Source organism: Pseudomonas synxantha (assembly GCF_900105675.1).
Classification (GTDB): Bacteria; Pseudomonadota; Gammaproteobacteria; order Pseudomonadales; family Pseudomonadaceae; genus Aquipseudomonas; species Aquipseudomonas synxantha.
In genome coordinates this window covers 1429069-1455493 of record NZ_LT629786.1, presented here as the reverse complement: position 1 = coordinate 1455493, position 26425 = coordinate 1429069, and the positions used below count along the sequence as shown (strand labels likewise).

The window sequence follows — 26425 nt, the reverse complement described above, 5'->3', positions numbered from 1 at the left end:
CCATCGGGAGCAAGCCCCCTCCCACAGTTTGATTGCATTTCAGCCTTGGCTATCAGTGGCCCGAGGCTGCTGGCCCTGCCTTCGCCGTAAACGGTGGTTTGGCCAGCCACACCAGCAACATCAAGCCCATGAACATCCACCCCAGCAACGTGAAGTAATCCACGGTGGACATCATGTACGCCTGGCTGGTGAGGACCTGGTCCAGTTGCGCGTAAGCCTTCTGCCCTGCTCCACCGAGCGCCTGGATGGCATCACGGGTCGCCGAGTCGTAGGGGGTCATGCTCTCGCTCATGTAGGCATGGTGCTGGTCGGCGCGGCGGATCCAGATCCAGGTGGTCAGCGAGGCCGCGAAGCTGCCGCCCAAGGTACGCAGGAAAGTCGCCAGCCCGGCGCCGTCGGCAATCTGGTGCGGCGGCAGGTCGGACATCAGGATGCTCAGGGTCGGCATGAAGAACAGCGCCACGCCAATGCCCATGAACAGCTGCACCAGGGCGATGTGGGTGAAGTCCACTTCGTTGGTGAAGCCTGCGCGCATGAAGCAGCTCAAGCCAATCGCCAAGAATGCCAGGCCCGCCAGCAGGCGCAGGTCGAACTTGTGCGCGTACTTGCCTACGAACGGCGACATCAGCACCGGCAGGATACCGATCGGTGCCACCGCCAGCCCGGCCCAGGTGGCGGTGTAGCCCATCTGGGTCTGCAGCCACTGCGGCAGGATCAGGTTGATACCGAAAAAGCCCGCGTAGCCGAGGATCAACACGATGGTGCCAATGCGGAAGTTACGGTGCGCGAACAGCCGCAGGTTGACCACCGGGTGCTTGTCGGTCATTTCCCAGATGACAAACACCGCCAGGGCAATCACCGAGATCACCGCACCGATGATGATGAAGTTGGATTCGAACCAGTCCAGGTCGTTGCCCTTGTCGAGGATAATCTGCAAGGCGCCGACCCCGACAATCAGGCTCAGCAGCCCAACGTAGTCCATCGGCTGATAGCTGGTGACCACCGGGCGCTTTTTCAGCTGCGCACGCACCACCATCACCGCAAAGATACCGATGGGCACGTTGATAAAGAAGATCCACGGCCAGCTGTAGCTGTCGGTGATCCAGCCGCCGAGGATCGGCCCGGCAATCGGCGCCACCACCGTGACCATCGCCAATAACGCCAGGGCCATGCCGCGCTTGGCGGGCGGGTAGACCGCGATCAACAGCGTCTGCGTCATCGGGTACAACGGCCCGGCGACCAAGCCTTGCAGCACCCGAAAGCCAATCAACTCGGGCATCGAGGTGGAGATGCCGCAGAGGAACGACGCCAGCACAAACAGGATGGTCGCCCACAGGAACAGCTTCACCTCGCCGAAGCGTCGGCTCAACCAGCCGGTGAGCGGCAAGGCAATGGCATTGCTCACCGCGAACGAAGTAATGACCCAGGTGCCCTGCTCCGAACTCACGCCCAGGTTGCCGGAAATGGTCGGCAATGCCACGTTGGCGATGGTGGTGTCGAGCACCTGCATGAAGGTCGCCAGCGACAGGCCAATAGTGGCCATCAACAGGCTGGGTGGCGTGAATGAGGCGTTATTGCTCATCAGCGTTGCGCAGCCTTGGGAGCGGCGACGCTGTTGTCATGGATCAACTGATTGATCATGGCATCGGCCTCGGCCAACTGGCGCTCATACACGTTGGTGGTGAACGACGCCTTTTGCGGCGCCTGTTGCGCCAGCACCGGGCCGCTCTGGTCGTGCAGGTCCACATTCACCACGGTACTCAGGCCCACCCGCAGCGGGTGCTTGGCCAACTCTTCGGCGTTGATATGGATGCGCACCGGCACCCGTTGCACGATCTTGATCCAGTTACCAGTGGCGTTCTGCGCCGGCAACAGGGCGAATGCACTGCCGGTGCCGGCACCGAGGCTGTCGACGGTACCGCTGTACTTCACGTCGCTGCCGTAGATGTCCGACTCGATATCCACCGGCTGGCCGATACGCATGTCGCGCAGTTGGGTTTCCTTGAAGTTGGCATCAATCCACAGCTGGTCCAGCGGGATCACCGCCATCAGCGCGGTACCCGGCTGCACGCGTTGGCCCAGTTGCACGGTGCGCTTGGCCACATAGCCGGTGACCGGCGCGATCAAGGTGCTGCGCGCATTGGCCAGGTACGCCTGACGCAATTGCGCGGCGGCAGCTTGCACGTCGGGGTGCGACGAAATCACCGTGTCATCCACTAGGGCATTGGTGGTTTTCAGTTGTTGCTCAAGGTTGGTCAAGGCGTTCTTGGCCGCGGTCAGGCTGTCGCGGGCGTGAGACAGTTCTTCCTGGGAGATCGCGCCGCCCTGGGCCAGGGTCTTGCGCCGGTTGTAGTTGTCCTGGGCAGTTTGCACGTCGGCTTTCTGTGCATTGACCTGGGCTTTCATGCCATCGACGTTGCTGTACAAGCCGCGCACCTGGCGCACGGTGCGCGCCAGGTTGGCCTGGGCACTTTGCAGGCCGACGGCAGCATCGTTGGGGTCGAAGTTGATCAGCACCTGACCTTCGTGCACCAGGTCGCCATCGTCGGCGCCGATGCTGACCACGGTGCCGGTGACCAGCGGGGTGATTTCCACCACGTTGCCGTTCACATAGGCGTCGTCCGTGCTTTCATTGAAGCGCCCGTAGAACTCGTACCAGCCCCACACACCCAGGGCACCGAGGATGACGATCAGCGCCAGGCCGATCAGCATGACTTTGCGTTTACGTGGGTTGGTGTCTTTGGGTTGTTCAGTTGCGTTGTTGCTGTCGGCAGTGGCCATGACAAATACCTCAAATTATTCCGTGCGTGTAGCTGGGGTGGTCGCGGCCACGTTGTTGGCGTTGTACCCGCCACCCAGGGCCTGCATCAGTTGAATCGACAGATCGATCTGCGCGGCATTCAAGGTCGCCAGCTGACGCTGGGCCTGCAGCAATTGCTGCTCGATGCTGAGCACATCCAGGTAGTTGCCGATGCCTGAGCTGTAGCGTTGCACCCCGGTGTCGTAGGACTGCTGGGCGATGTCGGCGGCATGTTGCTGGGCCTGGATCTGCCGCCCGGTGTCGCGCAGCTGCGAAAGGGTGGTGCCGATATCGCCCAAGGCTTGCACCAGGGTCTTGTTGTACTGGGCCACGGCCAGGTCGTAATCGGCGTCGCGGGCATCGAGGTCGGCACGCAGGCGGCCGCCGTCGAAAATCGGCAGCGAAATCGTCGGTGCAATGTTGAAGAAACGACTGGCCGAACCGAACATCGCGTCCCCCAGCAACGACTCGGCCCCGGCGCTCGCGCTGAGGTTGAGGTTGGGGTAGAAGCGGGTCTTGCTTGCGTCGATGTTCTTGCTCGCCGCTTCTACCCGCCAACGTGCGGCAACCAGGTCGGGACGACGGCCGAGCAGCTCGGCGGGCAATACCGAAGGCACGGCGACGGCGCTGGGTTTGAGCACCGCCGGACGGGCCAACTCGCTACCCCGATCCGGGCCTTTGCCGAGCAACACCGCCAGGGCGATCTTGGCGCTTTGCAGTTGTTTTTCCGCGTCGATCAGTTGCGACTGGGAGCTGGCTTCCAGGCTCTCGGTCTGCTGGTATTGATATTCACTGTCGATGCCGGAACTCAGGCGGCGCTTGCTCAGGTCGAGCATCTGGCGGGTGCGCTTGAGGTCGTCGACCGCCAGGTCCCGCACGATATGCGCCTGGCCCAGGTCGCTGTAGGCCTTGGCCACGTTGGCGGCCAGGGTCAGCCGTGCGGCCTGTTGGTCGACTTCTGCGGCGCGGGCCTCGCCCAGGGCGGCTTCCCAGGCAGCGCGCTGGCCACCCCACAGGTCAAAGTTGTAATTGAAGCTGGCGCCGATGTTACGCACCGTCGAGTACGCATCGCCCTGCCCGCGAGGGTCCTGGTCCTTGGCCAGGCGTGATCGACTGACGCCGGCGCTGGCATCCAGGGTCGGCATGCGCGCAGCGTTGGCGGCATAGGCGGCGGCCTCGGCCTGATGGGCACGGGCGTCGGCGACTTGCATGTCGGGGCTGTTTTGCAGGGCTTCGGCGATCAGGCTGTCGAGCTGTGGGTCGCCAAGGCTTTTCCACCAGTCGGCGGCCGGCCAGGCGGCATTCGACAGCGTCACACCGCTGAGGGATTTACCGGTTTGCAGGGTGTTGGCGTCGAGGCGCTGGCCTTGTGTGTCGAGACCGCTGTAATTGGCGCAACCGGCCAACGTCATCGCCGCCAGCACCAGGCTGAATGCACGTGTGTTCATGATTTACCTACCCGCTGGATAGTGATGGGGTCACCCGCAGCGATGAGCATTTTCTTCAGGATCCGCTCCAGGGTTTCCAGCTCACCCGCCTCGAGTACGCCGGCCAGCTGGTTGAGGGCCTGGGCGCCGATCTGCGGCAGCATGTCCGCCAGACGCTGGCCGCCGGCGGTCAGCACCAGCTGCACCTGACGGCGGTCCAGCTCGGAGCGCTTGCGGCTGAGTAAGTCTTTTTGCTCCAGCCGGTCGAGCATGCGCGTCATCGAGCCGCTGTCCAGGGACAGGTTGCGGCACAGCTCGGCCGGGGTGTCGACGCCGAACTGGGCCATGATGATCAACACCTTGAACTGCGCGGCGGTGATGCCGTGGGGTTCCATATGGGTGTCGATGATGCGGTCCTTGAGAATCGCGGCGCGACCCAGCAACAGGCCGAGGTGGCAATTGTGGAAGTTATCGGGGGTGAAGTGAGGCATCGAAAGTCACCTTATTACTGCCTAGGCAGTGAATGTGTGACGAGATGTTACTGCTTAGGCAGCGAATGTCAAATGGAATTATTAGGTTGCTTGGTAGTTGGCTGAAGGCTGGAGTGAAATAAAAACCAATGTGGGAGGGGCGGTGCGACGATTCGACTTGCTCCCGATAGCGGTATGTCAGTCAACTTGTTTGTAGCTGACCGATCGCTATCGGGAGCAAGTCGAATCGTCGCACCGCCCCTCCCACATTTTTTTACCGCGTACCGATCAGAAATCGCGCTTGTAGAAGATATCCAGGGAACTGGCTACGCCCGTGGCGACTTCCAGGTACACCTTCTTGCTGAGCAAATAACGCAAGGCAATGGTATTGGCCGGCTCGAACACCCCTACCCCATAACGCAAACTGAGCTTCTCGTTGATCTTGCCGCTGGCTACCACGGCGGTGCTGTTACCGGTGCCCTGGGTGTCGAGGTCGAAGTCCTGGATACCCAGTTTGTTGGCAATATCCGTAGTCACGCCGGCACTGCCCATCAAACCCAGGCCCAGGGCGGCTTCGGCGAGCATGTTGTTGTCTTCGCCGGTGTTGGTGCGCGAGCGCCCCAGTACCAGGTACGACAGCGCGTCTTCCTGGGCCATGGCCGGTTCGGAGAAGATCTGCGTGGTCGGTTGTTCGGCGCTGCCACTGAGACGAATACCTGCGGTGACCGTGCGGCTGGATTCGGTGACGATGCGTACCGCCTCGATATCCAGGAACGGCTGGTCCAGCGGCCCGGCGAACAGCAGCCGCGCACGGCGCACGTTGAGGCGCTGGCCGTAGGCGCGGTAGCGACCGTCGTTGAGCCACAGTTCGCCACGGGTATCCATGTTGTCGCCGATATGCACATGGCCCTGGACCTTGGCGGTGAGGCCGAAGCCGGCGAAGTTGAGCTGGTCTTCACCCACCTCCACGTCGATATCCATGGCCATGGCCATCGGCGGCTTGCCCTCTTCGGTCTGGCTGCCGATGATCACCGTGTCATCGGAGACCTTGACCGTCGACGGCGGCAGTTCCCGCACGGTGATATCGCCACGGGGGATATGGACCTTGCCGGCAATCGCCAGCTTGTCGTGCTTGAGGCTGATCTTCAGGTCGGGCGCCACTTCCAGCTTGGCATAGGGCTCCACCGTCACCGGCAGTTGCGAGCCCTTGAGGTTGAGATCAACCACCAGCGCGCGGCCCCAGTCGATCTGGCCCTTGAGACTGCCCTGCCCGGCCTTGCCGCTGTGCCAGCCACCGTTGAGCTGCACGCTTTCGCCGGCGATCTGCGCCTGCAGGTTCAGGCCCTCGAGGCTGATGGGCAGTTCTGGCCCGGAGACTTCGCCGTCCACCAGGTTGAGGTTGCCGTTGACCAGGGGTGCGAGCAAACCGCCAGAAATGCGACCACTGCCGTTGAGCTTGCCGTTGAGCGTTTCCACCATCGGCACAAAGGGCCGCGCCACGGCGAGGTCCAGGCCCGTGAGGCTGAAATTGCCGGTAATCGGCTTGTTGCTCGGCAGCGGGTTGATCTGCGCCTGCAACAGCAACTCACCGAGCTTGCCGCCATGGAAGTTGAGCTGGGTGTCGATGCGCTTGGGGTTAAGGGTGGTTTCCAGCTTCAAAGTGTCGTAGGGAAAATCCAACCACTGGCCCTTGTCGCGCACGCGCAGGGTGCCACCGCTGGCATCCACCGACACCACGCCCTTGGGGCCGCTCTGTGGCAAATCGAGTTGTACGTCAGCGTTGAGCTTGCCCTGCCAGGCGAAGTCTTTGGGCAAGAATGCCGCGAGGCTGTCGATGGGGAATTGCTTGAGGTGGTAGCGCAGCTTCGGCTCGGGCATCAGGCGCTGGTCTTCGCCACACAGGCTGGCGGGGCCGGAGACCCAGCAGTGCGCGCCGAAGGTCAGCTTGCCATCGGCCAGGCGCTCGATCTTCGCCGGGGCTTGCAGGCGCCAGTCCTGGCCGCCGGCTTGTACATCACCGCTGGCCAGACGCCCGCGCCAGTTGCCTTTGTCGAGGTTGCCATCCAACGCCAGGGCCAGCTTGAGCAGTGGGCCGGCGAGGTCCAACTGGACCTTCTGGTTCTTGATATCGCCCTGGGCGCTGGCAGTGAGGTTGCCGACCTGGGTTTCGCCGGCCTGAATGCCACTGGCCTTGAGGTCGAGCCTGGCGCGCTGGGCGTTATCGAGGTTGGCGTCGAGGTTGAGGGTTTGCAGGCGGTTGTCGGCAAATGCCAACTGCTGGCCCTTGAGGTCGAGCTTGCCTTGGGGGGCTTTCAAGGTGCCGGCCACATCGACGCGGCCATTGATTTGCCCGCGCAGTTGCGGCCAGAGCTGGGCCAGGCGCGTCAGCTTGATGTCGATCTGCCCGGCCAGGCGTTGTTGCAGGCTGCCGCTGCCGTTGATGCGGTTGTCACCGAGGCGGATATCCAGGTTGGCCAGGGTCCATTGTTCCCCGGCACCTTCGGCCTTGGCCGCCAGCACCGCCGTCTGTCCACGCAGACGACCCTTGAGGTCGAGGTCGGCGTTGAGCTTGAGCTGATCATTTTTGAACTCGCCTTTGCTGCGCAGCGGCCCGGCCAGGGTGCCGGGTAACTCGGCGACCCAGTACGCCGGGTTCAGGGCCGACAGGTCCAGCGCCGTATCCCAGGCAATACCGTCGGCAAATTGCAGGTTCAGGTGGCCTTCGGCCTTGCCTTGGCCGGCGGTCAGCTTCAACTCGGGCAGGAAGACTTGCTTGAGGTCGCCACTGAAGGGCGTGACCAGATTGAATTTGCCGGCCGGGCCGTCGAGGTCGGCCTTGAGGTTGCCGAGGTAATTGCCGTCCTTATAAGAGATTTCTCCGTTGAAGGTGCGCAATGCAACCTGCGGCTCATCGATCACGGGATACAGGCGGTGCCAGGGGAAGTCCAGCCAGTCGATCCTGGCGTCAGCACTAAAGCCTTGTTGCCAGTCGAGGTTGGCACTGAGCTTGAGGCTTTGCTTGTCGCCGGCATTCAAATCCAGGCCGGCGATCTGCGCGCCCTTGGCGTCGACCTTGCCTTGCAGCTGCAAGTCCACCGGGCCTTTTTCCGCCGGCAGCACGGCCTTGCCCACTAACCGGTAGCCGCTTTTCAGGTCGCCCTCGGCACTCAGGTCCAGTTGGTTGAGTTGCAGGGTGTCAGGCAGATCCGCGCTGGGCTTGAAGGCCTCGGAGGTGATGTGCAACTGCGCCGGCAGGTTTTCCACCAGGGGTTGCAGTTCGCCGCTGAGCTTGGCCGGCAGGTAGCCGCTACTGTCGGCGTCGAGCTTGAGGGTCTTGAGCAGGTCGCCGTCGAGCTTGAGCGCAACCGTCCAGAGTGCACCGCCTGGGGCGTAGGGCAGGCTCAGGTTGCCGCTGGCCTTCAGCGGCCAATCGCCGCTGGGTTGCAGCAGACCGGCAAGGTCCAGCACCAGGCCGTCGCGCTGCAAGTGCACCGAGTCGATACGCAGGCCCATGGCAGTCCAGTGCGCCGCCAGCTGCAGGCTGTTGAGTTCTTCACTGCCGTTAAAAATCAGGCTACCGACGCGAACGTCGCCTAACTGTACGGCAACCGGTAATTTCAGTTCGGGCAGTTGAATCGGCTCGCTGCTGCTCTCTTCGGCGCTGGGTGCGAATTCCAGGCTGACTTGCTCCACATCCAGCTGGTTGATGCACAGGGTCATGCGTAACAGACAACCGGGGGACCAGTTGAATTTCGGCGCCTTCAACTCGACGCGGCTGCCATCCTGCTGCCACAACAGATGATCGGCGCTCCACTGCCCGCCCAGGCGGCCTTGGAAATGCTCCACACTCAAGCCCGGCACCTGACCCAAGGCCCAGCGACTGCCCGCCTGGGTACCCAGTACCGACCATAGCACCAGCAACAGCAAAGCGAGGATGGCGACCAGCACCAGCCCGGCTATTTTCAAACCACGCATCACAGCTCAGGCCCCATGGAAAAGTGCAATCGAACGCCGCCCGGATCTTCGAGGGCATGGGCAAGGTCAAGGCGAATCGGCCCGACTGGCGAGACCCAGCGCACACCAACGCCCACACCGGTTTTCAGGCTGGGGAAGTCCAGGTTATTGAAGGAGTTGCCCTGGTCGATAAAGGTCGCGATGCGCCATTTGTCGGTGATGGAATATTGGTACTCGGCGCTCAAGGCCACCATATAGCGGCCGCCGATGCGGTCGCCGCGGTCGTTCTCGGGCGACAGGGTCTGGTACTCGTATCCGCGCACGCTCTGGTCGCCACCGGCAAAGAAGCGTAACGACGGCGGCACGGATTTGTAGCCGTTGGTGGCACTGCCACCCAATTGCGCACGACCCAGGAAACGATGGTTGTCCCACAAGGTGGTCAGGCCCTTGATCGTGGCCGTGCCGTAAAGCAGGTTGGTGTCGGACCCCAGGCCCTCCTTCGCGACCTTGGTGTCGAACATCAGCCGGTAGCCATGGTGCGGGTCGATGCGGTTGTCGCTGCGCAGGTAGGAATAACTGACCCCCGGCATCACCAGGTTGCTCAAGCCCGAGTCATTGCCCAGGCGGTACTCTTCGCGCTGGTACTTGAGGGAAATCACCCGCGTCCAACCGCTGGGCAATTTGCTGTGCCATTCCGGGCCGATGGTGAGCAGCTTGCTCAAGGTGTCGGTATTGGCGATCTCTTCATTCTGATAGCCGCCGGCAAAGCGCAATTTGTCGGTGAGCGGTGGGTCGAGGGGGATGTCGTACCACAGGCCGACGTTCTGCCGGGGCGCCGACAACTCGGCTTCCCAACCATAACTATGGCCCTGGGGGTTGACCCAATGCCGTGTCCAGTTGGCTTTGCCCCGTGGGCCCACGTCGGTGGAGTAACCCAGGCCCAGGCCCATGGTGCGCGGCTTGCGGGTTTCCAGCTGCACGGCGACCGGGATTACATCATTGGTCGCGGCGGTGGGGCTGGCATCCACCCTCACGCCTTCGAAGAAGCCGCTGGTTTGCAGGTTCTGGTTAAGTTCGGCGATCAGTTCGGAGTCATACGGCGTGCCGCTGTTGAACGGCACCATGCGTTGCAGCAGTTCTTCATCAAAAGGCGTGTCGCCGCTGAAACTGACCTTGCCCATGCTGTAGCGCGGGCCGCTGTCGTAAATGAGTTCGATATCGGCCACGCCGGCCTGGGGGTCCACCGCCAGCTTCTGGCTGGTAAAGCGCCCGCTGAAAAAACCATAGCGCGAAGCCTGGTTCTGGATCAGGCGCTTGGCGTCTTCGTAATGGCCGTGGTTGAGCACCGCGCCGGATTTGAGGTCGTCGCTGGCAGGCACGCGAAAAGCCTTGAGGCTCGCGGCCTGGCCATCGACCCGAATGGTCACGTCGCGCAGATGCACCGGTTCGCCGGAGTCGATGGTGAGCGTCAGGCGCGGGTTCTTCCCGCCCCTTACATCACTGGCGATCCGTGGCTGATAGTAGCCCAGGGCCTGGGCCGCTTTACGCGCCTGCTCCTCGGCGCCGCGGCTGAACCGCAGCAAGGCTTCTTCATCACGATCGCCCACCCCGCCGATATAGCCTTCGATGTTGGCTTTCAACGCGTCGTTTGAGGGTTTGACCCGCACGTCCAATTCGCTTTGCGCGAATGCGCCGCAGCTTGTGAACAGCAGAATCAAGCCGCTGGTAAATCTTCCTGGAAACTTCATAGGCGCGGATGCTACACGAGCTGGGGAGAGTCTTTGAACCCGGATTTGTCTGAATAATTCTGTCTAAGCCGTTGCAGCATGTAACGCCTGGGGATTGGGATGGAAAAACACATGTTCCAGCACCGGGCCTACGGCGACTTCGCCGATCTCTTCATAGCCTTGGCGCTTGTAGAAATCCAGGTAGCGGGAGTTGCCAGTGTCGAGCACCACCCCGGAGGAATGCGGGTCGTCTGCGCACCAATTGTGTACCGCTTCCAATAGTTGCTCACCGAAGTGCTTGCCCTGGAACTGTGGGTGAATACCCAACAGCGGCAATACATGCACCGACTCGCTGGGCAGGCATGCCAGGACCGCCTGATGGTATTCCAGGTAACGCCGCGTGCCGCGCACGCCGGTACTCAGCCACATACGGATCTGCCACGCCCAACTCTCGGTGATGCCAAGGCGCCGCTGGGGCGGTGCAATCAGGGCGATGCCGATCAGCCGGTCGTTGACGAACAGGCCGATGGCGGGAAGCTTCTGGAAGAAGTGCTGCTTGACCAGTTCGCGCACGGTGGCGCGCACCCGTTGCTCATAACCCGGCCGCTCGGCTTCGAAGATGTAGGCGAAGGTCGGCTCGTGGCGATACGCCTGGTAAAGCAGGGATCGCGCCTCGCGGGAGTAACCGCTATTGAGCAGGCGGATGTCGGCAATGGCCGTCGAAGTGTCTGGCATAACAGTCAATCTCCTGGGCGCCACTCAAACATGGCGTTCTTATGGGTACGAACCTGTACAGCTCCAGTCGTTCCCAGACATTAGCAGCGCATTCACCCGACCGCCACGCTGGCCCCCGCCGGACTTGTCGGCTAGCATCGCCCTTTTGCCAGACTGGACTGCCGACCATGAAAATCGTCTCCTTCAATATCAACGGGCTGCGTGCTCGCCCTCATCAGCTGGCGGCGCTGATTGAAAAGCATCAACCGGACGTGATCGGCCTGCAGGAAACCAAGGTCCACGATGACCAGTTCCCCCTGGCCGAAGTGCAGGCCCTGGGGTATCACGTGTATTACCACGGGCAGAAAGGCCACTACGGTGTGGCCCTGCTCTCGCGCAAAGAAGCCCTGAGCGTGCACAAAGGTTTTGCCAGCGATGAAGAGGACGCCCAGCGGCGTTTTATCTGGGGCACCTTCGCCGATGAAAACGGCCACCCGGTGACCATCATGAACGGCTACTTCCCCCAGGGTGAAAGCCGCGACCATCCGACCAAGTTCCCAGCCAAACAGCGCTTCTACGCAGACTTGCAGCACCTGCTGGAAAGCCAGTTCAGCAATGACCAGGCGCTGGTGGTGATGGGCGACGTGAACATTTCCCCGGAGGACTGTGACATCGGCATCGGCGCCGACAACGCCAAGCGCTGGCTGAAAACCGGCAAGTGCAGCTTCCTGCCGGAAGAACGCGAGTGGATGGCACGCCTGAAGAACTGGGGCCTGGTGGACAGCTTCCGCCACCTCAACCCGGACGTGGCCGACCGCTTCAGCTGGTTCGACTATCGCAGCCGTGGGTTTGAAGACGAGCCCAAGCGTGGGCTGCGCATTGACGTGATCATGGCGTCCACCGGCTTGGTACCGCGGGTCAAGGATGCCGGGGTGGATTACGATCTGCGCGGGCTGGAGAAGCCGTCGGACCATGCGCCGATCTGGTTGGAACTGAGCTGATAGCAAGCCTGGTGAAGGTCTAAATGTGGGAGGGGGCTTGCCCCCGATGGCAGTGTGTCAGCCAGCTCATCTGTAGCTGATACACCGCTATCGGGAGCAAGCCCCCTCCCACATTTAGCCTTGCGATGCATCAGTCACATTGCTGCAATCCAACTGACTTAATCTCGCGGCACTCCCTTTGGCTTGAGAAGGTGCCGGCATGAGGCTGCGCGTTCTGTTCCTGTGCTTTGCGATCTCCCTGCCCGCCGTGGCCGCACCCCTTGCCGTCCCCGACCAAGGCCCAGCGCTGCGCATCCAGGGTTCCAATACCATCGGGGCGGCACTCGGCCCGGCGTTGGTCAAGGGTCTGATGGAGCATCAAGGCCTGCAGGGTGTACACAGCGAGCCGGGTGACGGGGCAAACGAACAACGGGTAGTCGGCAAGACGCGCCAGGGCAAGACCGTGACCATCGAAGTGGCTGCCCATGGTTCCAGCACCGGTTTTGCCGCGCTGAAAAACAACCGCGCCGACCTCGCCGCAGCGTCCCGCCCGATCAAGGACAGCGAACTGATAGACCTCGAATCCCTGGGTGACCTGAAAAGCCCCGAAGCCGAACAGGTGATCGCCATCGATGGCCTGGCAATCATCCTCAACCCGCGCAACCCACTCAATACGCTGAACACCGAGCAACTGGCGCAGATCTTCAACGGCGAGGTCAGCACCTGGGAAGCGCTGGGGGGCATTGGCGGGGCCATTCATGTCTACGCCCGGGATGATCAGTCCGGCACCTACGACACCTTCAAGGAACTGGTGTTGAGCCGACGCGGCAAACCGCTTGCCGGGACCGCACAGCGTTTCGAGTCCAGCGAGGCGCTGTCCGATGCGGTCAGCCATGACCCCCAGGGCATCGGTTTTATCGGCTTGCCCTATGTACGCCAGGCCAAGGCAGTGGCGATTGTCGACGGCGACTCACAACCGATGCTGCCCTTGACCAGCTTGATTGCCACCGAGGATTACCCGCTGTCACGGCGACTGTTGTTTTACCTGCCGCCCTTCTCCCGCAACCCCTGGGCCAAGGCGCTGGTGGACTTCACCCAAGGCAGCAAGGGCCAGGCAATAGTCGCCGCCAATGGCTTTATAGCCCAACAGGTGCAGGCGATTGGCGTGGCGCCACGCCCGTCAATGCCCGACGACTACCAGGCCCTTGCCCGTGACGCCCAGCGCTTGACTGTGAATTTTCGTTTCGAGGAAGGCAGCGCCAGCCTCGACAACAAGGCGCGCCAGGATTTGCAGCGGGTGGTGGCTTATATAAGAAGCCACGGCAAGCTCGATAAACAGGTAACCCTGGTGGGGTTTGGCGATGCCAAGAATGATCCGCAACGTGCGGCGTTGCTGTCGAAGCTGCGGGCTATGGCGGTGCGCCGGGAGCTGGTCAAGAGCGGCGTGGTGCCCAGGGATATCCGCGGGTTTGGCGCGCAGATGCCGGTAGCGGCGAATACGGCGGATGAGGGGCGTATCAAGAATCGGCGGGTGGAGGTCTGGGTGTACTGAGCCTTGGAGTTTGAGGTGTTTGGACTGGCCTCATCGGGGGCAAGCCCCCTCCCACATTGGACCGCATTCTCATGTTGGAAATCGGTCTAGTGTGGGAGGGGGCTTGCCCCCGATTGCAGGCGACGCGGTGCTACTGCCCGCTACGCATCAACTCCCGCGGCACATACTTGCCGATCTCGAACTTGCCAATCGCCGCACGATGCACCTCGTCCGGGCCATCGGCCAGGCGCAGGGTACGTTGCATGGCGTACATATAAGCCAGCGGGAAATCATTGGAGACCCCGGCACCGCCATGGATCTGGATCGCACGGTCGATCACCTTCAAGGCGACATTCGGCGCCACCACCTTGATCTGGGCGATTTCGCTTTTCGCCACTTTATTGCCCACGGTGTCCATCATGTACGCCGCTTTCAAGGTCAGCAGGCGCGCCATGTCGATCTCCATGCGCGAGTCGGCGATCTTGTCGATATTGCCCCCCAGACGCGCCAAAGGCTTGCCGAACGCGGTGCGGCTGACCGAACGTTTGCACATCAATTCCAAGGCGCGTTCGGCCATGCCGACGGAGCGCATGCAGTGGTGGATACGGCCCGGGCCAAGGCGGCCCTGGGCGATCTCGAAGCCACGTCCCTCCCCCAGCAGCACGTTTTCGTAGGGCACGCGCACGTTGTCGAACAGCACTTCGGCGTGGCCGTGGGGCGCGTCGTCGTAGCCGAACACCGGCAGCGGACGCAGGATTTTCACCCCGGGGGTGTCCACAGGAACGAGGATCATCGAGTGCTGCTGGTGGCGCGGTGCATCCGGGTTGCTCAGGCCCATGAAGATCAGGATTTTGCAGCGCGGGTCGCAAGCACCTGACGTCCACCATTTCTTGCCGTTGATTACCCACTCGTCGCCCTGGCGTTCGGCGCGGGCAGCCATGTTGGTGGCGTCCGATGAAGCCACATCTGGCTCGGTCATGGCGAAGGCGGAGCGAATCTCGCCGCGCAACAGCGGCTCGAGCCAGCGTTGTTTCTGCTCTTCGTTGGCGTAGCGCACCAGCACTTCCATATTGCCGGTGTCGGGCGCGGAGCAGTTGAACGGCTCCGGGCCGAGCAAGGACCGGCCCATGATTTCCGCCAGCGGTGCGTATTCAAGATTGGTGAGCCCTGCGCCCAGTTCGGATTCGGGCAGGAACAGGTTCCACAAGCCCTCGGCCTTAGCCTTGGCCTTGAGTTCTTCCATGATGGCGGTGGGCTGCCAGCGATCACCTTCGCTGACCTGGCGCTCGAACACCGGCTCGGCCGGGTAGACGTAAGCGTCCATGAACGCGGTGACACGTTCACGCAGTTCCTGAACCTTGGGCGAATAGGCGAAATCCATGGGCAGCTCCCTTCTCTGAGAGGTTGTTTAGGTCATGCAATCGATGCTAGAACAGCGTTGATAATTTACCTAGCCTATTCTCGGCGTGTATTAACATTCATCACCGATATATGATCGGCGTATGGACATCTAACAATAAGAGCGCAACGAAATGAATCTGAGCAAGGTCGACCTCAACCTTTTCATCGTCTTTGATGCGATCTACACCGAAGCCAACCTGACCCGCGCCGGGCAGATCGTCGGCATCACCCAACCGGCGGTGTCGAACGCCCTGGCCCGCCTGCGCGAGACCTTCAACGACCCGTTGTTCGTGCGCACCGCCCAAGGCATGGTGCCCACGCCCATGGCGCAGAACATCATCGGCCCGGTGCGCAATGCGCTGTCGTTGCTACGGGTGTCGGTGCAGGAAAGCCGCATCTTCAACCCGCAGCAGGCGGCCAAGACCTACCGTATCAGCATGACCGACCTCACCGAGGCGGTGATCCTGCCGCAGCTGTTCCAGCGCCTGCGCCGCCTGGCGCCGACCGTGGTGATCGAGAGTTTCCTGTCCAAGCGCCGCGAAACCACCAAGGAACTGGCGGCCGGGCGCCTGGATTTTGCCGTGGACGCGCCACTCAACACCGACCCACAGGTGCGCCATGTCAAGCTCATGGAAGACCGCTACGTATGCGCCATGCGCAAGGGCCACCCGATGGCAGGCAAGGACAAATTCAGCCTGGATGACTACCTGTCGCTGACCCATATCCATATCTCCAGCCGCCGTAACGGGTTGGGCCATGTGGACCTGGCCCTGGGCAAGATGGGCATCCAGCGCAAGATCGCCCTGCGTTCCCAGCATTACCTGATGGCCTCCCAGGTATTGCAGCAGACCGACATGGTGATGACCGTGCCCGAACGCTTCGCCCGCCGCCATGAACTGCACTGGTTCAATTTGCCGGTCAACGACGTACCGCTGGTAGAAACCCACCTGTATTGGCATGAAAGCACTGACCAGGACCCGGCGAACCGCTGGATGCGCGAGCAGATGATCGAGCTATGCCAGCAGGTGACGGCCCATGAAAAGAAACTCGATAAACAACAAGCCTAAGGTTGCAGGAGTCCCCCTGTGGGAGGGGGCTTGCCCCTTGACGTTTACGTCAACCTCCAATTAGCTTAGTGCCAAGACCTTTTTGAGCACCGCCATGAGCACCACCTACAGCATCTCCGACCTCGCCCGCGAGCTCGACATCACCACCCGCGCCATTCGCTTCTATGAAGAACAAGGCCTGCTGGCCCCGGAACGCCGTGGCCAGGAGCGCATCTACTCGGCGCGGGACAAAGTCAGCCTCAAGCTGATCCTGCGCGGTAAGCGCATCGGCTTTTCCCTGGCCGAATGCCGCGAGCTGATCGAGCTCTACGACCCCACCGGCGGCAACCAGATCCAACTCAACAGCATGCTGGCCAAGATCGCCGAGCGCCGTGAACAGCTTGAGCAACAGTTGCTGGATATCGAGCAAATGAAGCTGGAGCTGGACACCGCAGAAGAGCGTTGCACTCAAGCCCTCGCGCACACCATCAGCCAAGCCGGCCATTGACCAGAAGGTAACTGCCATGTCCCTCCCCTCACACGTACGCCTGGTGGAAGTCGGCCCGCGCGACGGTTTGCAAAATGAAGCCCAGCCCATCAGCGTGGCGGATAAGGTCCAACTGGTGGACGCCTTGAGCGAAGCCGGGCTGAGCTATATCGAAGTCGGCAGTTTTGTCTCGCCCAAGTGGGTGCCGCAGATGGCCGGCTCAGCCGAGGTGTTTGCACAGATCCAGCGCAAGCCCGGCGTGACCTATGGCGCGCTGGCGCCGAACCTGCGCGGGTTCGAGGATGCGCTGGCGGCCGGGGTCAAGGAAGTTGCGGTATTTGCCGCAGCGTCCGAAGCGTTTTCCCAGCGCAATATCAACTGCTCCATCAGCGAAAGCCTGGCGCGGTTCGCGCCGATCATGGCCGCGGCCAGGCAGCATGGCATCAGCGTGCGGGGGTATGTGTCGTGCGTGTTGGGTTGCCCGTATGAAGGCGCTGTCGCCCCAGAGCAAGTGGCGACCGTCGCTCGCGAACTGTATGCCATGGGCTGTTATGAAGTGTCCCTGGGCGACACCATCGGCACCGGCACGGCGGGGGCAACCCGGCGGCTGTTCGAAGTGGTCGGCGCCCAGGTACCGCGGGACAAACTGGCCGGGCATTTCCACGACACCTACGGCCAAGCCATCGCCAATGTCTACGCCGGCCTGCTGGAAGGCATCCAAGTGTTCGACAGCTCTATCGCTGGTCTCGGCGGTTGCCCCTACGCCAAGGGTGCCAGCGGTAACGTCGCCACCGAGGATGTGCTGTACCTGCTCAATGGCCTGGGTATCGATACGGGTATCGACCTGGAGCGCTTGATTGGCGCGGGCCAGCAGATCAGCAGAGTGCTGGGGCGGCCGAGCGGTTCGCGTGTGGCCAAGGCCCGTAGCGCCGGATGAAGTAGCACAGCTGTGACAATGTGTTACCGCGCGCCTGCTCGGCGGGTAACGCGGGAACAGAATTTAGCGCACATACGTAAAGACATTTCCCACGAAAAAACTAACCTATTGATTTTAAAGACTTTTAAAAAGTTGGCACGGCTTCTGCTATCTCTATGGCATAACAAGAATAAAAAGCACCAAACCTAATAAAAATAAGACGAAACGACTCTGACATAACAAAAACAACACGGCAGAGACGCAGCTAACAGATTTTTTTGGAGAAGATGGCTTCACAGGGTACGGCATGCCGCAACCCGCAACCGGATAGAGAAAAATAAAACTACCTCAGGTAGCTACCCACTGGTTGGATCGTTTACGAAGAAGCAGGTCAGCGTTCAAAAAAATACGTTTGCTCTTGACCCCGGATGGGGGTCGCCAAAAACAGCGGTACGGGCCACGGCTACCAAAAACAACAACAGGCCGCCCCTCAATAATAAGAAAAGAGCACGCAACGACAAATTAAAGGGGACCTTCGGGTCCCCTTTGTGCTGTCTGCACGTGCGGTTTGTTACCCGTACCCTCAAAGCGGCGCGACGGGATTGCCCTGTAGATTGACTCGATCCGGGTGCTGTATGGCATAGCCGGGCAAGGTCGTGATCCCATTCGTACGCAGATCGATCCAGGCCAGGTTGCCAGGCACCTCGACACCTGCCGGGAATACCCTGGTGCCGGTATTTTCCAGATAGAGCCGCTGCAGATCACGCAGGTTGCTAAGGTCCGCGGACCACCCCAACTGCCGGTTATGGGAGAGCTTGAGGGTCTTGAGGCCCTGCATATTCTGCAGGCGTTCACGACTCGGCGCAGTCAGGCGAATGTCATTGCTGCTCAGGTCGAGCCAGGTGATTTGCGCGCCCCCATCGACGAACTCCGGCAAGCGCGTGAGGTTACTGTGGCTGATATCCAGCCAACGCAAGCCGCTGAATGACTGCAAGAAAGGTAAAGAGGCGTCCGAAAGTGACATTCTCGCTAAATCCAGACATTCCACATGGCTCATGTTCGCGGTAATCGGCGGCAAATCACCGACTTGCTCGTCGGCCAAGCGCACGACATACAGCCCACCCTCCTCTTCTCGTAGCTCAGAGCGCATTTGCTCAGGACTCATGGGCAAGTGCGGAGGTAAACGCTGCCAGGCATTCTTGAGGGTATTGGCTACCCGGCCCCTGGATCGGCGATAAGTCGTGTCTTCGTCATGCCAGGCGTCCAGTGTCGCCTTCAGTTGCGTGAACTCCTCTTCGAGCTGGTCCATGCGGGCCAAAAACACATCATCGCTGGCGTCTTGCAGCCTCAGCGTCCACTCCACCTCTTCGATGGATTGTGACGGATACAGCGCTGAGGCTGCCTGTTCGCAGGGAGCGGATCGAATGCCCACAGGACTCAACGGATAGCCGATACGTCCCCCCGCAAGGCGCATGGGCGGTTTATACCCAGGCTTGATCGGCTGCATGCGCAACAATCTGCGCAATTGCTCACAAGGCATCAAAGGCATCTGCTCCAGCGCCTGTTTCAGGCTTGCGCCTCCATCCAACTCGGTCAGTTTCATTGCCGTCCAGTCCTCAGTCGGGACCGCTGACTGTACCGCCCCATAGATATCCGCCTGGGTATTGAATACCGCCAGCTTGGCATCCTGTACTTCATAAAGGTTCCTGGGACCAAACTTGATAAGACGCCGCTTGATCGCGGCGTCCTCCGGCCCCAATGAGTCCAGCAGGCGATCCCCCGCAGGCAACCGCTCGATAACGTCGATACGCAAGCTCGATGGCCAGCCGGGCAGCTTGTCCAGGCTGTGCAGCACCAAGCGTTGCGTGTCGTCATTGCCCAGGGTATTGCGGTACAGGCCCTCATACGCCCGCGCCAGGCGCACCTGCTGTTGATAATGGCGGGCCTCTTCAGCCAGGCGCAGTGGCACGCGATGCTGCTCGGTGAGCACCTGCATTTCGGCGGCGCTGGCTTCGTCCAACAGTTCTTCGACAACCACCTTGGGTAATGACGGAAATAAGCGGCTGATCGGCCATGCGGCCGCGCTTTCTGCGCGCTCGGCAGCGGCATAGCGCTGGGTAAAGCGTTCGAGTTGATCCGCAGCACGCAGTGCGGGGCGTACGCTGGAGCCTTCTTCAGCCACCAAACGGTCAATCTCGAACCGCTTCAAGGTATCGGCCAATAGCCCCGGCAGTGCTGCCTGATGCACATGCATCCGGCGCAGCGCATCCACCTCGATGCCAGACATTTGCATGATGCGTTTGAGCTTGAGCGGCTGATCCGAAAACCCCTCTGCCATCGGCCCCAAGCGGCGCATCAACTGCGCCTCGGTCAGGGTCAGCGGGATCTCGTGCTCATGAGCCCAAGCCCCGGCGCGCGTGCGGCTTACCCTTGGGGTGAAGGCCGCCGGATCATGCGGATGCAAGATCTTGTAGTCATTGCCCGCGCCAACCTGCTCCACTCGGTAATACGCATTGTCTTCGCGCAGGTACAGGCCGCCTTCATGTTCAATCAGCCCGTCACCATTCACCGTAAGCTGCGCGGGCATCGACACGGATTGCTGGTAGGGCCTCAGGTCAGGCGCATGCAGGCGGATGTTGCCATCGGGGCAACGCACATGGGCCAGGCTCTCGACAAAGGCGCTCTTGACCAAGGGCAATAACCTGGCGCCTACAACGGCCGTCGCCGCATTGAAAGCAACGGCTGAAACGTGAGCCCATACCGCTTGCTTATCCCCCGCCTCCCACGCCTCAATACCCGATGCGACCTCTTGCAACATTTGCGCCGCGCCGATCACTAACATGACTGGCGCCAGCTCTGGAAAGACCAGTACAGCCGCATTCAGGACATTCAACGCCGTGCTGCCCAACTTGACCAGCCAGGCATTACGCGCACGTGCGTCCGCCGCATCGGTGGAGACGGCCATGGCCCGGGCGTTGCTGCGCATCAGGTCGATTTTTTGCCGGGTATGGTCCTGCCACAACAAGGCGTAGCGCGTTCCGTAACTGGCGGTGAGGGTCCTGATATTTTTCTTGCTTGAGTCAAAGTCTTGAGACTCTGCAGACTGCCCTGTGGGGTCGAGATGCTGCTTGAGCCTGGAAAAAAACGCCCCTTGCCGCTCATAGGGGATGAACTGGCTGAAAAACTGCCGGTACCTGGCCACGCACAGTCGCTCGACCAAATCAAACTTGAGCGCCTCCAGGTTGGCGTATTCCTTCAACATGCAAACAGGGTCGCCGGGTATAAACGCCAGGCAGGGCTCGCTCAAGAACACCACATTGCCACGTATGGGGTAGTGAATACTCACATGCCCGATGACGATAATTTGCTTAAGCGACTGCCCAAGGACGTTCAAACTCGAAAAGGTAACTGTTTTATCGCGCCATTCCAGATCCTGCTGATTGCTCATCAACTGTTGTATCAGTTGATACGCATCCGGCTGGATATCCCCACGCGCCACCGCGATTTCGGCGGCGAATTGCAGCTGATGCCGGGTCGCACTGACCATAAGATTACGCACGGCCCTGGCCCTGCTGCCCCTGGAGGTTCCAGGGGGGTCCAGTGGACTGATGAACGACTCGACATGGGCCAGGTACTGCGCACCCAAGTCCAACTCCCGACACAGGCTGGCGAATGCATGAGGCGCCATAGTGACTTTACGGCTGAGCACTTGCGACTGATTGAATGGGCTGCCAGGCGGCTGCTGGTGGAAATCGTAGCGCGTGACGAGGCTGGCGTTCTGGTCGGCGGTCTCAATCGTGTCTTCCAGGGCAAAGTTGCCCAGCGCCGCTTCGAGCAGGCTCTCGCCCTGGTAGTAGCAATACCCGGACGCTTCCAAGCCGCCGACCTTTGAACGATCGGCGGGCATGAACGCCTCACGGGCAAAAAACAGCCGTTTTACGTCATAGTCTGCGGCAAACTTCGTCTTCATCGCCGCCACCAGGAGCGGCTCGGCAAACGTGACCACGCCTTGCAGCCCGTTGAAAATAACATCAAGCCTGTTCAGCGAATTAAAGCTGCGTGCATAAGCGGCACTTAGTGCCGATTGTCTGTCCGGCGAAAGCGCTGCGTACCATGGCGGCATTTCGAACTGCGTCTGTGAAAAGGCCTTCTTGCGTTTCAGGGCGGCGGCGTCATACCAGGAGGGCTGCCGGTCCTGTATAACCCGCGCATGCACGCTCTGCGGCGCTACTGATTGATGGCTGGGAGGTTGATCAAGCTCACTCATTTACCGCATCCATTTGATAGAACAAATGATCAATCTGCGATCATTTGCCCTTCAACCAGCGGTATTCACCTACCCCAGGTTGTCGCGGGCAGCCTCCAACTCCTGGATACTGATCTCGCGCATGCGAAATTTCTGGATCTTGCCCGTCACCGTCATCGGAAACTCGTCCACAAACTTGAAGTGCCTGGGCGTCTTGAAATGGGCGATACGGTCCTTGCACCAGCTCAACAGTTCAAGCTCGTTGGCCACATGACCCGGATGGAACTTGATCCAGGCGACGATTTCTTCGCCATAACGCTCATCGGGGATGCCGATGATCTGCACGTCGGCGACCGCCGGATGGGTGAAGAAGAACTCTTCCAACTCCCGCGGATACACGTTTTCGCCACCACGGATGATCATGTCCTTGTTGCGCCCGGCGATGCACACATAGCCGTGCTCATCCATGGTCGCCAGGTCGCCGGTGTGCATCCAGCCGGCGTCGTCGATGGCCTCGCGGGTACCTTCGGGGTGGTTCCAGTAACCGAGCATCACACTGTAGCCACGGGTGCACAGCTCACCTATCTCGCCGCGCGCGACGGTGTTGCCGGTCTCATCGATAATCTTGGTTTCCAGTTGCGGTTGGGTACGGCCCACCGTGGTGACGCGCCGCTCTATATCGTCATCCGCACCGGTCTGCAGTGATACCGGGCTGGTTTCGGTCATGCCATAGGCAATCTGCACTTCACGCATGTGCATTTCGTTGATGACTCGGCGCATCACTTCGATAGGGCACGTCGCCCCGGCCATGATCCCGGTACGCAGGCTGGACAAGTCGAACTCGGCGCGGCGTGGGTGATCGAGCATGGCGATGAACATGGTCGGCACACCATATAAGCCGGTGGCTTTTTCTTCGGCGACGGCACTCAATGTCAGCAGTGGGTCGAAGCCATCGTTGGGATAGATCAGGGTGGTACCGTGGGTGATGCAGCCGAGGTTGCCCATCACCATGCCAAAGCAGTGATACAGCGGCACCGGGACCACCAGGCGGTCCTGCGCAGTCAGGCCCAGGCTTTCGCCGACCATGTAGCCGTTATTGAGGATGTTGTGGTGACTGAGGGTGGCGCCCTTGGGGAAGCCGGTGGTGCCTGAGGTGTACTGGATATTCACGGGCTGGTCGAAGTGCAGGCTGGCCTCGCGGCTGTGCAGTTGCTCGGGCGGGACACCGGCGCCCAGGCCCGACAGCTGCGACCAGGGCATGAAGCCCGGCGGCGGGCTGGGATCGAGGCTGATGAGGCCACGCAAATCTGGCTTCAGCGCCTGGAGCATGGCGTGGTAATCGGAGGTCTTGAACGCTCCGGCGCACACCAGCCACTGGCAGCCGGATTGCTTGAGCACGTAGTCCAACTCACTGCTGCGGTACGCTGGATTGATATTGACCAGGATCACCCCGAGCTTGGCGCTAGCCACCTGACAGATCAGCCACTCGGCGCAATTGGGTGCCCAGATGCCCAGGCGGTCGCCGGTTCGCATGCCCAAAGCCAGGAATGCCCGCGCATGCAGATCAACCGTCTCGGCCAGTTGCCGCCAGGTGTAGCGCCGCAGTTGATGGCGGACCACCAAGGCTTCGCCATCGGGACACTGCGCGGCTGTACGATTAAAGGCCTGGCCAATAGTGATGTTCAGCAAGGCCTTGTCCTGGGAGCCACGGTTGTAGCTCTGATTCGGTTGATGCATAACGACCCCTGTTATCTTTTTTGTAGGTTGACGTATACGTAAACTACGATTGACAGCGCCGTAACGCAAGCTTACGTTAACGTAAAGGTGAGCGCCCTCCCACGGCGCCCAACCTACACAACAACAAAGCTCACATTAAGGTGCCTGTCCATGAATTACCCGTCCCTGAACTTCGCCCTCGGCGAGACCATCGACATGCTGCGCGACCAGGTGCAGGCCTTCGTAGCCAAGGAGATCGCACCGCGCGCGGCCCAGATCGACATCGACAACCTGTTCCCCGTCGATCTGTGGCGCAAGTTCGGGGACATGGGCCTGTTGGGCATCACCGTGCCGGAAGAATACGGCGGTGCCGGCCTGGGTTACCTGGCCCACGTGGTGAGCATGGAAGAAATCAGTCGCGGTTCGGCTTCAGTGGCGCTGTCCTACGGCGCGCACTCCAACCTGTGCGTGAACCAGATCAACCGCAACGGTAACCACGAACAAAAACTCAAGTACCTGCCCAAGCTGATCAGCGGCGAGCACGTCGGCGCCCTGGCCATGAGCGAGCCGAATGCCGGCTCCGACGTCGTCTCGATGAAACTGCGTGCCGATAAACGCGGCGACTGCTACGTCCTCAATGGCAGCAAGACCTGGATCACCAACGGCCCCGACGCCAACACCTATGTGATCTATGCCAAGACCGACCTGGAGAAAGGCGCCCACGGCATCACCGCCTTTATCGTCGAGCGCGACTGGAAAGGCTTCAGCCGCAGCAACAAGTTCGACAAGCTGGGCATGCGTGGCTCCAACACCTGCGAGTTGTTTTTCGATGACGTAGAAGTGCCCGAAGAGAACATCCTCGGCGTGCTCAATGGCGGCGTGAAAGTGCTGATGAGCGGCCTGGACTACGAACGCGTGGTGCTGTCCGGGGGCCCTACCGGGATCATGCAAGCATGCATGGATTTGATCGTGCCCTACATCCACGACCGCAAGCAGTTCGGCCAGAGCATCGGCGAATTCCAGCTGATCCAGGGCAAGGTCGCCGACATGTACACCCAGCTCAACGCCAGCCGCGCCTATCTCTACGCGGTGGCCCAGGCTTGCGAGCGCGGCGAGACCACGCGCAAGGACGCCGCCGGGGTGATCCTCTACAGCGCCGAGCGCGCCACGCAGATGGCCCTCGATGCGATCCAGATTCTCGGCGGCAATGGCTATATCAACGAATTCCCCGCCGGCCGCCTGCTGCGCGACGCCAAGCTGTATGAAATCGGCGCCGGTACCAGTGAGATTCGGCGGATGTTGATTGGCCGCGAACTCTTCAACGAAACCCGCTGAAGGAGCGCGTCATGGCCACCCTGCATACCCAGCTCAACCCACGCTCGGCGGAGTTCGCCGCCAACAGTATGGCGATGCGCGAACAGGTCGACGCCCTGCACAGCCTGCTCGCCCATGTGCAACAAGGCGGCGGCACCAAGGCCCAGGAGCGCCACACCTCCCGGGGCAAGTTGCTGCCCCGTGAGCGTATCAATCGCCTGCTCGACCCGGGCTCGCCGTTTCTCGAACTCAGCCAGTTGGCGGCTTATCAGGTGTATGGCGAAGACGTGCCGGCGGCCGGAGTCATTGCCGGCATCGGTCGCGTGGAAGGCGTCGAATGCATGATCGTCGCCAACGATGCCACGGTCAAAGGCGGCTCCTACTACCCGCTGACCGTGAAAAAACACCTGCGCGCCCAGACCATCGCCGAGCAGAACCGCCTGCCGTGCATCTACCTGGTGGACTCCGGCGGCGCCAACCTGCCGCGCCAGGACGAGGTGTTCCCGGACCGCGAGCACTTCGGGCGAATCTTCTTCAACCAGGCCAATATGAGCGCCCAGGGCATCCCGCAGATCGCCGTGGTGATGGGTTCATGCACCGCCGGCGGCGCCTACGTGCCGGCCATGGCCGACGAAGCGATTATGGTGCGCCAGCAAGCCACGATCTTCCTGGCCGGGCCACCGCTGGTGAAGGCCGCCACCGGTGAGGTGGTCAGCGCCGAAGACCTCGGCGGCGCCGATGTGCACTGCAAGATCTCCGGCGTGGCCGACCACTATGCCGACAGCGATGAACATGCCCTGGCCCTGGCTCGGCGCAGCGTGGCCAACCTCAATTGGCGCAAGCAAGGCCAATTGGTGCAACGGCCGCCAGTGGCGCCGCTGTACAGCAGCGAAGAGCTGTACGGTGTGATCCCGGCGGATGCCAAGCAGCCCTTCGATGTACGTGAAGTGATCGCACGGCTGGTGGACGGCTCGGTGTTCGATGAGTTCAAGGCGTTGTTCGGTACCACCCTGGTCTGCGGCTTCGCGCATTTGCATGGCTACCCGATTGCGATCCTGGCCAACAACGGCATTCTGTTCGCCGAAGCCGCGCAGAAAGGCGCGCACTTTATCGAACTGGCCTGCCAGCGCGGGATTCCCCTGCTGTTCCTGCAAAACATCACCGGCTTCATGGTCGGCCAGAAGTACGAAGCCGGCGGCATTGCCAAGCATGGCGCCAAGCTGGTGACCGCCGTGGCGTGCGCGAAGGTGCCGAAGTTTACCGTGATCATCGGTGGCAGCTTTGGTGCCGGTAACTATGGCATGTGCGGCCGAGCCTACGACCCGCGCTTCTTGTGGATGTGGCCCAACGCACGCATCGGCGTGATGGGTGCCGAACAGGCCGCCGGGGTGCTGGTGCAGGTCAAGCGGGAGCAGGCCGAGCGCGCAGGCAACGCGTTCAGCGCCGATGAGGAAGCTTCAATCAAGCAACCGATACTCGACCAGTATGAAACCCAGGGCCACCCCTACTACTCCAGCGCGCGCTTGTGGGATGACGGCGTCATTGACCCGTTGCAGACCCGCGACGTGCTGGCCCTGGCCTTGTCCGTCTCGCTGAACGCCCCCATCGAGCCGAGCCGCTTCGGCGTGTTCCGCATGTAACCTGTAGGAGCGAGCTTGCTCGCTCCCTACAGGAGGCCTCTCATTATCATGGAGCT

Annotated in this window: 17 protein-coding genes; 7 read left to right on the top strand and 10 right to left on the bottom strand. The window is 61.2% G+C overall.

Annotated elements, in window-relative coordinates:
* Positions 1 to 52 precede the first annotated feature (52 nt).
* The 7 genes from BLU48_RS06890 to BLU48_RS06860 form a co-directional block, all read right to left on the bottom strand.
* The gene (locus BLU48_RS06890) at positions 53 to 1582 is read right to left on the bottom strand and encodes a DHA2 family efflux MFS transporter permease subunit (RefSeq protein ID WP_046068674.1); all 1530 of its coding nucleotides are present in this window, start codon (positions 1580 to 1582) and stop codon (positions 53 to 55) included.
* Positions 1582 to 2781: an HlyD family secretion protein gene (locus BLU48_RS06885; RefSeq protein ID WP_057024284.1), complete on the bottom strand. Its 1200-nt coding sequence runs from the start codon at positions 2779 to 2781 to the stop codon at positions 1582 to 1584. Before BLU48_RS06885 ends, BLU48_RS06890 begins: the two co-directional genes overlap by 1 nt.
* A 15-nt stretch (positions 2782 to 2796) precedes the next feature.
* Positions 2797 to 4248, bottom strand: a complete 1452-nt coding sequence (locus BLU48_RS06880; RefSeq protein ID WP_057024283.1) for an efflux transporter outer membrane subunit — start codon at positions 4246 to 4248, stop codon at positions 2797 to 2799.
* Positions 4245 to 4718 carry a MarR family winged helix-turn-helix transcriptional regulator gene (locus tag BLU48_RS06875; protein WP_057024282.1) on the bottom strand — a complete coding sequence of 158 codons (474 nt, stop codon included), beginning with the start codon at positions 4716 to 4718 and terminating at the stop codon, positions 4245 to 4247. Before BLU48_RS06875 ends, BLU48_RS06880 begins: the two co-directional genes overlap by 4 nt.
* A 267-nt stretch (positions 4719 to 4985) precedes the next feature.
* The gene (locus BLU48_RS06870) at positions 4986 to 8672 is read right to left on the bottom strand and encodes a translocation/assembly module TamB domain-containing protein (RefSeq protein WP_082636696.1); all 3687 of its coding nucleotides are present in this window, start codon (positions 8670 to 8672) and stop codon (positions 4986 to 4988) included.
* Positions 8672 to 10399, bottom strand: coding sequence for an autotransporter assembly complex protein TamA (locus BLU48_RS06865; RefSeq protein ID WP_057024280.1), 1728 nt, complete (start codon positions 10397 to 10399; stop codon positions 8672 to 8674). Before BLU48_RS06865 ends, BLU48_RS06870 begins: the two co-directional genes overlap by 1 nt.
* Before the next feature lie 63 nt (positions 10400 to 10462).
* On the bottom strand, positions 10463 to 11113 hold the full coding sequence (locus tag BLU48_RS06860; protein ID WP_046068680.1) for a GNAT family N-acetyltransferase: 651 nt from the start codon (positions 11111 to 11113) through the stop codon (positions 10463 to 10465).
* A 167-nt stretch (positions 11114 to 11280) separates the two neighbouring features.
* Between BLU48_RS06860 and xthA the strand changes: the two genes are divergently transcribed.
* Positions 11281 to 12093: an exodeoxyribonuclease III gene (gene xthA, locus BLU48_RS06855; protein ID WP_043049966.1), complete on the top strand. Its 813-nt coding sequence runs from the start codon at positions 11281 to 11283 to the stop codon at positions 12091 to 12093.
* 199 nt (positions 12094 to 12292) lie between these two features.
* A complete protein-coding gene (locus BLU48_RS06850; protein ID WP_057024279.1) occupies positions 12293 to 13624 on the top strand; it encodes a substrate-binding domain-containing protein in 1332 nt (443 codons plus the stop codon).
* 130 nt (positions 13625 to 13754) lie between these two features.
* Here BLU48_RS06850 and BLU48_RS06845 read toward each other — a convergent pair whose 3' ends face one another.
* Positions 13755 to 14984, bottom strand: a complete 1230-nt coding sequence (locus tag BLU48_RS06845) for an acyl-CoA dehydrogenase (protein ID WP_043049964.1) — start codon at positions 14982 to 14984, stop codon at positions 13755 to 13757.
* A gap of 151 nt (positions 14985 to 15135) precedes the next feature.
* On the opposite strand from BLU48_RS06845, the gene BLU48_RS06840 reads away from it, so the two are divergent.
* The 3 genes from BLU48_RS06840 (at position 15136) to BLU48_RS06830 (ending at position 17474) form a co-directional block, all read left to right on the top strand.
* On the top strand, positions 15136 to 16071 hold the full coding sequence (locus tag BLU48_RS06840; RefSeq protein WP_056846586.1) for a LysR family transcriptional regulator: 936 nt from the start codon (positions 15136 to 15138) through the stop codon (positions 16069 to 16071).
* Between the two features lie 94 nt (positions 16072 to 16165).
* Complete coding sequence (locus BLU48_RS06835; RefSeq protein WP_043049962.1) at positions 16166 to 16558, top strand: MerR family transcriptional regulator; 393 nt, start codon at positions 16166 to 16168, stop codon at positions 16556 to 16558.
* 16 nt (positions 16559 to 16574) lie between these two features.
* Positions 16575 to 17474 carry a hydroxymethylglutaryl-CoA lyase gene (locus BLU48_RS06830; RefSeq protein WP_057024278.1) on the top strand — a complete coding sequence of 300 codons (900 nt, stop codon included), beginning with the start codon at positions 16575 to 16577 and terminating at the stop codon, positions 17472 to 17474.
* Between the two features lie 562 nt (positions 17475 to 18036).
* On the opposite strand, the gene BLU48_RS06825 is transcribed toward BLU48_RS06830, so the two are convergent.
* Positions 18037 to 21720 carry a leucine-rich repeat domain-containing protein gene (locus BLU48_RS06825; RefSeq protein ID WP_057024277.1) on the bottom strand — a complete coding sequence of 1228 codons (3684 nt, stop codon included), beginning with the start codon at positions 21718 to 21720 and terminating at the stop codon, positions 18037 to 18039.
* A gap of 69 nt (positions 21721 to 21789) precedes the next feature.
* Complete coding sequence (locus BLU48_RS06820) at positions 21790 to 23436, bottom strand: AMP-binding protein (RefSeq protein ID WP_057024276.1); 1647 nt, start codon at positions 23434 to 23436, stop codon at positions 21790 to 21792.
* Between the two features lie 150 nt (positions 23437 to 23586).
* Here BLU48_RS06820 and BLU48_RS06815 point away from each other — a divergent pair, with 150 nt between their 5' ends.
* Both BLU48_RS06815 and BLU48_RS06810 read left to right on the top strand, forming a co-directional pair.
* Positions 23587 to 24750 (top strand): isovaleryl-CoA dehydrogenase, encoded by a 1164-nt coding sequence (locus tag BLU48_RS06815; protein ID WP_057024275.1) that lies wholly within the window; start codon positions 23587 to 23589, stop codon positions 24748 to 24750.
* Between the two features lie 11 nt (positions 24751 to 24761).
* A complete protein-coding gene (locus BLU48_RS06810; protein WP_057024274.1) occupies positions 24762 to 26369 on the top strand; it encodes a carboxyl transferase domain-containing protein in 1608 nt (535 codons plus the stop codon).
* Positions 26370 to 26425 lie beyond the last annotated feature (56 nt).